The organism is Streptomyces sp. NPDC045955, assembly GCF_056430805.1.
Map to the genome: position 1 here is coordinate 47,297 of NZ_JBWKKY010000032.1, position 7,013 is coordinate 54,309.

The 7,013-nt window shown below is 73.1% G+C and carries 8 protein-coding genes; 6 read left to right on the plus strand and 2 right to left on the minus strand.

Annotated elements, in window-relative coordinates; translation table 11 throughout:
• Positions 1-122 precede the first annotated feature (122 nt).
• On the plus strand, positions 123-1,217 hold the full coding sequence (locus AC07F0_RS37705; RefSeq protein WP_478984627.1) for a carboxylate-amine ligase: 1,095 nt from the start codon (positions 123-125) through the stop codon (positions 1,215-1,217).
• 15 nt (positions 1,218-1,232) lie between these two features.
• Here the strand turns inward: AC07F0_RS37705 and AC07F0_RS37710 are convergent, their stop codons facing one another.
• On the minus strand, positions 1,233-1,457 hold the full coding sequence (locus tag AC07F0_RS37710) for a hypothetical protein (RefSeq protein ID WP_478984629.1): 225 nt from the start codon (positions 1,455-1,457) through the stop codon (positions 1,233-1,235).
• Positions 1,458-1,804: 347 nt separating this feature from the next.
• Between AC07F0_RS37710 and dhaK the strand changes: the two genes are divergently transcribed.
• Genes dhaK through AC07F0_RS37725 form a run of 3 tightly spaced genes read left to right on the plus strand, consistent with a single transcriptional unit; the run spans position 1,805 to position 3,849 of the window.
• Positions 1,805-2,797 carry a dihydroxyacetone kinase subunit DhaK gene (gene dhaK / locus AC07F0_RS37715; protein WP_478984631.1) on the plus strand — a complete coding sequence of 331 codons (993 nt, stop codon included), beginning with the start codon at positions 1,805-1,807 and terminating at the stop codon, positions 2,795-2,797.
• Between the two features lie 49 nt (positions 2,798-2,846).
• Positions 2,847-3,446, plus strand: coding sequence for a dihydroxyacetone kinase subunit DhaL (dhaL, locus tag AC07F0_RS37720; protein WP_467371220.1), 600 nt, complete (start codon positions 2,847-2,849; stop codon positions 3,444-3,446).
• Positions 3,439-3,849, plus strand: a complete 411-nt coding sequence (locus tag AC07F0_RS37725; RefSeq protein WP_478984633.1) for a PTS-dependent dihydroxyacetone kinase phosphotransferase subunit DhaM — start codon at positions 3,439-3,441, stop codon at positions 3,847-3,849. Before dhaL ends, AC07F0_RS37725 begins: the two co-directional genes overlap by 8 nt.
• A 102-nt stretch (positions 3,850-3,951) precedes the next feature.
• On the opposite strand, the gene AC07F0_RS37730 is transcribed toward AC07F0_RS37725, so the two are convergent.
• Entirely contained in the window at positions 3,952-4,641 is a 690-nt protein-coding gene (locus tag AC07F0_RS37730; RefSeq protein WP_478984635.1) for a glycoside hydrolase family 75 protein, read from the minus strand.
• A gap of 398 nt (positions 4,642-5,039) precedes the next feature.
• Here AC07F0_RS37730 and AC07F0_RS37735 point away from each other — a divergent pair, with 398 nt between their 5' ends.
• Together AC07F0_RS37735 and AC07F0_RS37740 are read left to right on the plus strand one after the other, a co-directional pair.
• Entirely contained in the window at positions 5,040-6,026 is a 987-nt protein-coding gene (locus tag AC07F0_RS37735; RefSeq protein ID WP_478984637.1) for a fibronectin type III domain-containing protein, read from the plus strand.
• A gap of 170 nt (positions 6,027-6,196) precedes the next feature.
• Positions 6,197-6,727, plus strand: coding sequence for a hypothetical protein (locus AC07F0_RS37740; RefSeq protein ID WP_478984639.1), 531 nt, complete (start codon positions 6,197-6,199; stop codon positions 6,725-6,727).
• The last annotated feature ends 286 nt before the right edge of the window (positions 6,728-7,013 follow it).

Below are 7,013 nucleotides of genomic sequence, written 5' to 3' on the forward strand. Positions count from 1 at the left end.
TTTGCCATGGTTTGTCATCCCGTGGCCGCGGCACTCGGGGCACGCGCGAGCGTCCAGTCGGCAGCGTCCGGCCGACGCCGCGCGATCCGGCCCCGGTGACGGGGCAGAACAGAGGGTGACCGATGACGACGATCGGTGTGGAAGAGGAGTACCTGCTCCTCGACCCGGTTACCGGGCTGCCGGTACCTCTGGCCGACAAGGTGCGTGCGGCGGCGGGCCTGGCGCATCTCGTGGCGGACCAGGAGGTGCAGTGCGAGCTGCTGCAGGCGCAGGTCGAGGTGGCCACGCCGGTGTGCGGCACGCTGGAGGAGGCAGGGGGACATCTCCTGAGGCTGCGGCACGCCATCGGGGCGGCGGCCGAAGCGCACGGCTGCCGGATCGCGGCCTGCGGAACGCCCCCGCTGCGCCATCGTCACCCGGTGGCCGTCACCGACCAGGCCCGCTACCGGGCCATGCTCACCCAGGCGCCCCAGCTGGTGGCGGAGCAGCTGGTCAACGGCATGCACGTGCACGTGGCCGTGCCCAGCCGGGAGACGGGCGTGGAGGTCCTGAACCGGATCCGGGTCTGGCTGCCGACCCTGACGGCCATGTCGGCGAACTCCCCGCTGTGGGACGGCCACGACACCGGCTTCGCCAGTTGGCGTACGGTGATCTTCGGCCGCTGGCCGGTCAGCGGCGGGCCCCCGTTCTTCCGTGACGTCGCCGACTACGACCGGCGCGTGACACAGCTGCTGGAGACCGGTGTGATCTCGGACAGCGGGCAGTTGTACTGGCAGGCCCGCCTGTCGGCCCGGTATCCCACCGTCGAGGTGCGGTGCCTGGACGTTCAACTGCGCGCGGACGACGCGGTCATGCTCGCGGGGATGACCCACGCTCTCGTGGACACGGCCATCAGGGAAACGGCCGCCGGGGCGCCGGTGCCCGACTGCGAACCGGAGCTTCTCCAGATCTCCCTGTGGCATGCCGCCCGTCACGGTCTGAGCGACACCTTGATCTGCCCGAACGGCCGGCCGCGCCGAGCCGGGGACGTGCTGTATCAGCTCCTGCGGCACGTCGCTCCGGCCCTCGAAGCGTCCGGCGCGACCCGGCAGGTGACGGCCTTGGTCCACCGGCTCCTCCAGAACGGGACCGGAGCGGACAGACAGCGCGCCGCTCTCGCCGAGGGCGGAATCCGGGCCGTCACCGACCTGATCGGCTCGGAGAGCAGCATGGTGTGACTGACCCGCGGCCCGTCACACCGCGGCGATGCCCACTCCGTCGGTCAGGCTCAGCGTGCCGTGCTTGTCCCTGCGGTAGCCGGTGACGGTGGAGTTGCCGGTGTTGCCGCCGTAGAAGCAGTAGCCCGCGCGCTCAAGCCAGCACAGGGTTGGGCGGGCCGGCGGCCGCTGCCAGAAGGGTGCGCATCCCGTGGTGCCTCTCTCCCCCGCGGCGCGTCCCGGTCGTGTCCGGCGAGGCACGGCCGTTCCGGGCCTTGGTGCCGGGCACCTGCCGGTGTCCGGCACCAAGGCGATCCGCCGTGCTCCCCGCGAGCCATGCTGCACGATCCGGCCCTGGCCGCGCATCGGCGGTTCCCGGCAGTGTTCCTCGGGGCTGCGTGCCGGGACCGTAAAGAAGCCGTCAAGGCAGGAGGCCGGCATCCGTACCTGACGATCTGTCGGCATGATCGGCGCCGGGTCGGCGTCACCACCCCCGCGGCCCGCCGCCGACGGCCGGGAAACGCCAAGATCGACAGGTGGTCAAGCCTGAACGGGCCTGCGAGGATGAAGGCCAGAGGCGCACGTACCAGGCTCACCAGGAGGTACCCGTGAAGATGCTGATCAACGTCCCGGAGACCGTGGTCGCGGACGCGCTGCGTGGTCTGGCGGCTGCCCACCCGGAGCTGACCGTGGACGTGGAGAACCGGGTGATCGTGCGGCGGGACGCTCCCGTGGCCGGAAAAGTGGGGCTGGTCTCGGGCGGTGGCTCGGGGCACGAGCCGTTGCACGGGGGTTTCGTAGGGCCCGGCATGCTGTCGGCCGCCTGTCCGGGCGAGGTGTTCACCTCGCCGGTGCCCGACCAGATGCTGCGCGCGGCCGCCGCCGTGGACAGCGGGGCCGGGGTTCTGTTCATCGTGAAGAACTACACCGGTGACGTGCTCAACTTCGACATGGCCGCCGAGCTGGCCGAGGACGAGGGCATTCAGGTCGCGAAAGTGCTGGTCAACGACGATGTGGCGGTGACCGACAGCCTGTACACGGCCGGGCGGCGCGGTACCGGCGCGACCCTGTTCGTGGAGAAGATCGCGGGCGCCGCCGCCGAGGAGGGCATGCCGCTGGAGCGGGTGGAGGCCATCGCCCGGCAGGTCAACGAGAACTCCCGCAGCTTCGGTGTCGCGCTGAGCGCGTGCAGCACGCCGGCCAAGGGCAGCCCCACCTTCGATCTGCCGCCCGGCGAGCTGGAGTTGGGCATCGGCATCCATGGCGAACCCGGCCGGGAGCGGCGGGCGATGATGACCTCCGGCGAGATCGCCGAGGCCGCCGTCGAGGCGGTGGTGGAGGACCTGAGGCCGCGCAACCCCGTGCTGGTCCTCGTCAACGGCATGGGGGCGACGCCCCTGCTCGAGCTGTACGGCTTCAACGCCGAGGTGCACCGCGTGCTCGCCGCCCGCGGTGTCCCCGTGGCCCGCGTGCTCGTGGGCAACTACGTCACCTCCCTGGACATGGCGGGCGCCTCCCTCACCCTGTGCCAGGTCGACGAGGACATGCTGCGGCTGTGGGACGCGCCGGTGAAGACGCCCGGCCTGCGCTGGGGCATGTGACGCGGAAGGCACAGAGGATCACCACGTACCCACCAGGCAAGGAGACCCAGTGCTCGACGCCGATTTCTTCCGCCGTTGGATGACGGCGACCGCCGCGTCCGTCGACCGTGAGGCGGAACGGCTCACCGCCCTCGACTCGCCCATCGGGGACGCGGACCACGGCAGCAACCTGCAGCGCGGCTTCACGGCTGTGCGGGCGGCCCTCGAGAAGGAGGCTCCCGGTACGCCCGGCGGTGTCCTGACGCTGGCCGGACGCCAGCTGATCTCGACGGTCGGCGGCGCCTCGGGGCCGCTGTACGGGACGCTGCTGCGCCGTACCGGCAAGGCGCTCGGGGACGCCGCCGAGGTCAGCGCGGAACAGCTGGCCGAGGCGCTGCGGGCCGGGGTGGACGCGGTCAGGACGCTGGGCGGCGCCGCGCCCGGCGACAAGACCATGATCGACGCGCTGGTGCCCGCGGTGGACGCGCTGGGCGACTCGTTCACGGCGGCCCGGACCGCCGCGGAGGAGGGCGCCGTGGCGACGACGCCCTTGCAGGCGCGCAAGGGCCGGGCGAGCTATCTGGGCGAGCGCAGCATCGGGCACCAGGACCCGGGTGCCACCTCGGCAGCGCTGCTCGTCGCCGGACTCGCGGAGGCCGCCGGTGAGTGACGAGCGGCTCGTGGGAATCGTGCTGGTGTCGCACAGCGCGGAGGTGGCCGCGTCGGTCGCCGAGCTGGCGAAGGGACTCGCGGGCGGTGGCCCGGAGGTGCCCGTCGCCCCGGCGGGCGGCACCGAGGGCGGTGGGCTCGGCACCAGCGCCGCACTGATCGCCGCGGCGGCCGCGTCCGTCGACCAGGGTGCCGGCGTCGCCGTCCTGGCCGACCTGGGCAGTGCGGTGCTCACCGTGAAGGCGCTGCTCGCGGAGGGTGACGAACTCCCGGAGCAGACACGGCTGGTGGACGCTCCGTTCGTGGAGGGAGCCGTCGCCGCGGTCGTCACGGCGGCCACCGGGGCCGATCTGGCGGCGGTGGAGTCGGCCGCCGCGGAGGCGTACACGTACCGGAAGGTGTGAGACCCGGGCCGGGCGCGCCGGAGAACGGCGCGCCCGGCGACCGTCACCGTCGACCGCCGGGCGGCAGGGGTTTACCTGGCGTCGCCCCTGACCCCCCGTCAATCACTCAGCGGGGCTGCCGACGAGCCGCCTCGCCAGCCGCTCCCCCGTCGCCACAGCCGCTGCCTGGTCCTCGATGCGCGACACGCGGACGTTCTTGAAGACGATGTAGGTGACGCCGGACGGCGTGCCGCCGCCGTGCGGGTCTGCGCGGATACCGAGGCCCTTGGCGGTCCCGTAGGACGCCTCTCCGATGATGTTCCGCGGGCCCGTGTCGCCGACGACCGCGTACTGCACCCGGTCGCGGTGGACGACGGCCACGACGGAACCACCGCCCACACCGTACTCCCGGTAGTCCCAGATGCGGCTCGGGGCGGGCACGACGATGAAGGGGAGGCGTTCGGCGCTGAGGGGGCGGCCGTCGGACTGCACGTAGGCGGTGCTGTCGTAGAAGTAGGGGTCCGTGCGGCGATTGCAGCGGGGCCCGGGCCGGCCGTCGCAGTCGATGTCCATGTCGGCCTTCCAGAACACGGCGCCTCGCGTGCCGCAGACCGGGATGTCCGCGGGTGCGCCGCTGTCGCTGCGGTACCGGCCACGGGAGACCGGAGCGCAGTCCCGCACCTTGGCCAGCAGGTCGGCGGCGCGGACGGGGGGCTCGCGCCACGCCGCCGGCTGGGGCGGGAAGGCGTGGGCTGTCGTCGGGGCGAGCAGGGCGGCGCTGGCCGCGGCCAGTGTGAGCGACTGGACACGCACGATAGTGAAGCCTCTCCTGGGGAACCTGACGGGCACTCAGCCAATCTGGCCCCGGGCCGATCACCCGGCCACCGCTGGGGGGCCGGACGGTGCACGGCCCCAACCTCCGACAGGGGCCGGGGGCCTGAATCCGTGTGAGAGCTCAGGCCGGCCCGGCCACCCGCGCCGGCGCGGCGTCTGCGACGACAGCGATCCGCGCGACAGGCCCGAACTCCGCCGGTTCCACAAGGAGTTCGGCCGTGAGGACCTTCAGCATACGTAACTCACCCGGGTGGTCACCAACGGCGGGAGGTGACGCCCCGACAGAGGGCTTCCTCACCCGCCCACTTGATGTGTTCCCGCCAGCCGCGCCATATTGGTCCGGACCATTCCCGAGTGCCGCCCCGGGAGGCAGTGTCGTGCGAGGCCTTTCCCTGCTCCCCTCCCACCTCCTTCGCATCGCGCTCTGCGCGGCTCTCGTTCTGGTCGCCTCCTGCGACTGGACCGGCACGGGCGAAGGGTCAGTCGGCTCTCCGCCCGGCGCGCCGACAGGCGTCACCGCGGCGGCGGGCACGGCGACGAGCGTGCACGTCATGTGGAACACGACCGCCCGGGCCCATGTCTATGAGGTGTATCGCGGCACCACGAAGGTCAGACAAGTGCCGGGCTCCAGGCACATGGTGGACGTCACCAGGCTCCGGCCCTCCACCCTGTATGTCTTCACCGTGCGGGCGCGGGACGCCGAAGGACGGCTGGGACCGCGCAGCCGGGCGGTCCGGGCGAGGACACCCGCGGCCGTCGCGGACGACCACTCCGCCCCCACCCGCCCGTCGGCGCCGCGAGGCCGGGCGGTCGGCAGCCGGGCGGTCCAGCTGTCCTGGTCCGCCTCGACGGACGACCGGGGCGTGGCGTCGTACGACATACATCAGGGGGACACGAAGATCCACAGCGTGGGCGGGTCCCAGACGGCCGCGGTGGTCACGGGGCTGCGGCCCGGCACGGCCTACTCGTTCACCGTCCGGGCCAGGGACGCGGCAGGGAACGTCTCCCCCGCCGCTCCCGCCGTCCGTGTCACCACGCCGGGCACGGACGACGGCCGTGCGACGGCCCCCACCGGCTTCCGGGCGACGAGCCACCGCGCGGACGGGGCGTACTACGTCGACCTGAGCTGGGTGCCGCCGCGCGTGGACGGTGAGGTCACCGAGTACCAGATCCATCTGGACGGCCGGCCCGCCACCTCTCTGGTGTACGGCGGGCACGCACCGCGTGACCGGGCCACGTACAGCTTCTACGTGGGACGGGACGCCGGTGCCGACCACCGGGTCCGGGTCCGGGCGATGCTGCCGGACGGCACCTGGGGAGGCTTCTCGGCGGAGCGGACGGTGACGACGGGTCCGGGGCGCTGACGCGCTCCGCGGCATGGTCCGGCCGTGGGAACCCGTCACCTGCCCGGCGGCACCCGGCGTGCGGCCGGGGCCGGGGGCGTCTTGGCTGACCCTGAGGCAGCACGGGCGTTCCCCGACCCTCGGCGGCGCAAGGGATGTACCGCCAACCGTGCCGCCGGAGGGCAGTCCACATGCGCAACTCATCGCCACTTCTCCGCTCCGGCCTGACCGTGGCAGCCGCTGCCGCGCTGCCCCTCGCCCTGGCCGCGGTGCCCGCCGCCGCCGGCCCGGGCATCTCCGTGAGCACCACGGGTTCCACGGTGTCGGTCACGACCAGCGCGTGCACCCAGATCAACGGCAGCTGGGGCACCGCCTCGCTTCTCACCAGCAGTCAGGGCAGCTTCGCCCAGGGCCGCCAGGTGACCCTGTCGGGGACGTCGACCAGTCAGTCCGCCGCCTGGTCGAACGTCTCCTCGGGGACGTACACCGTCATCGTCATCTGCTCGGACGGCACCACCGCGGGAACGCAGTCGGTCGTCGTCTCCCCCACCAGGTCGCCGTCCCCCACGGCCTCGCCGTCCCGCGGTGTCATGGGCGGGGTCGGCGGGAGTGCCACGGACTACGGCACCGTCACGCTCGTGGCGGGCGGCGCGCTGGTCGGGACCGGCCTCCTCGCGACGGCCTGGTACCTGCGCCGGCGCAACAGGCCGTACCGGCTCTGATCCGGTACGAACGACGGCCCGCCCTTCCGAAGCGCTCCGGCCGGGCGGGCCGCCGTCACACGCATGTCAGGCCGGGCGCTCCGCTGTCACGTCCCCGCCAGGCCGGGCGCTCCGCCGTCACATACCGGTCAGGCCGGGCGGCCAGCCGCCGCATACCGGTCAGGCCAGGCGGACCGCCGTCACATACCAGTCAGGCCGGGCGGCCAGCCGCCGCATACCGGTCAGGCCAGGCGGACCGCCGTCACATACCAGTCAGGCCGGGCGGCCAGCCGCCGCATACCGGTCA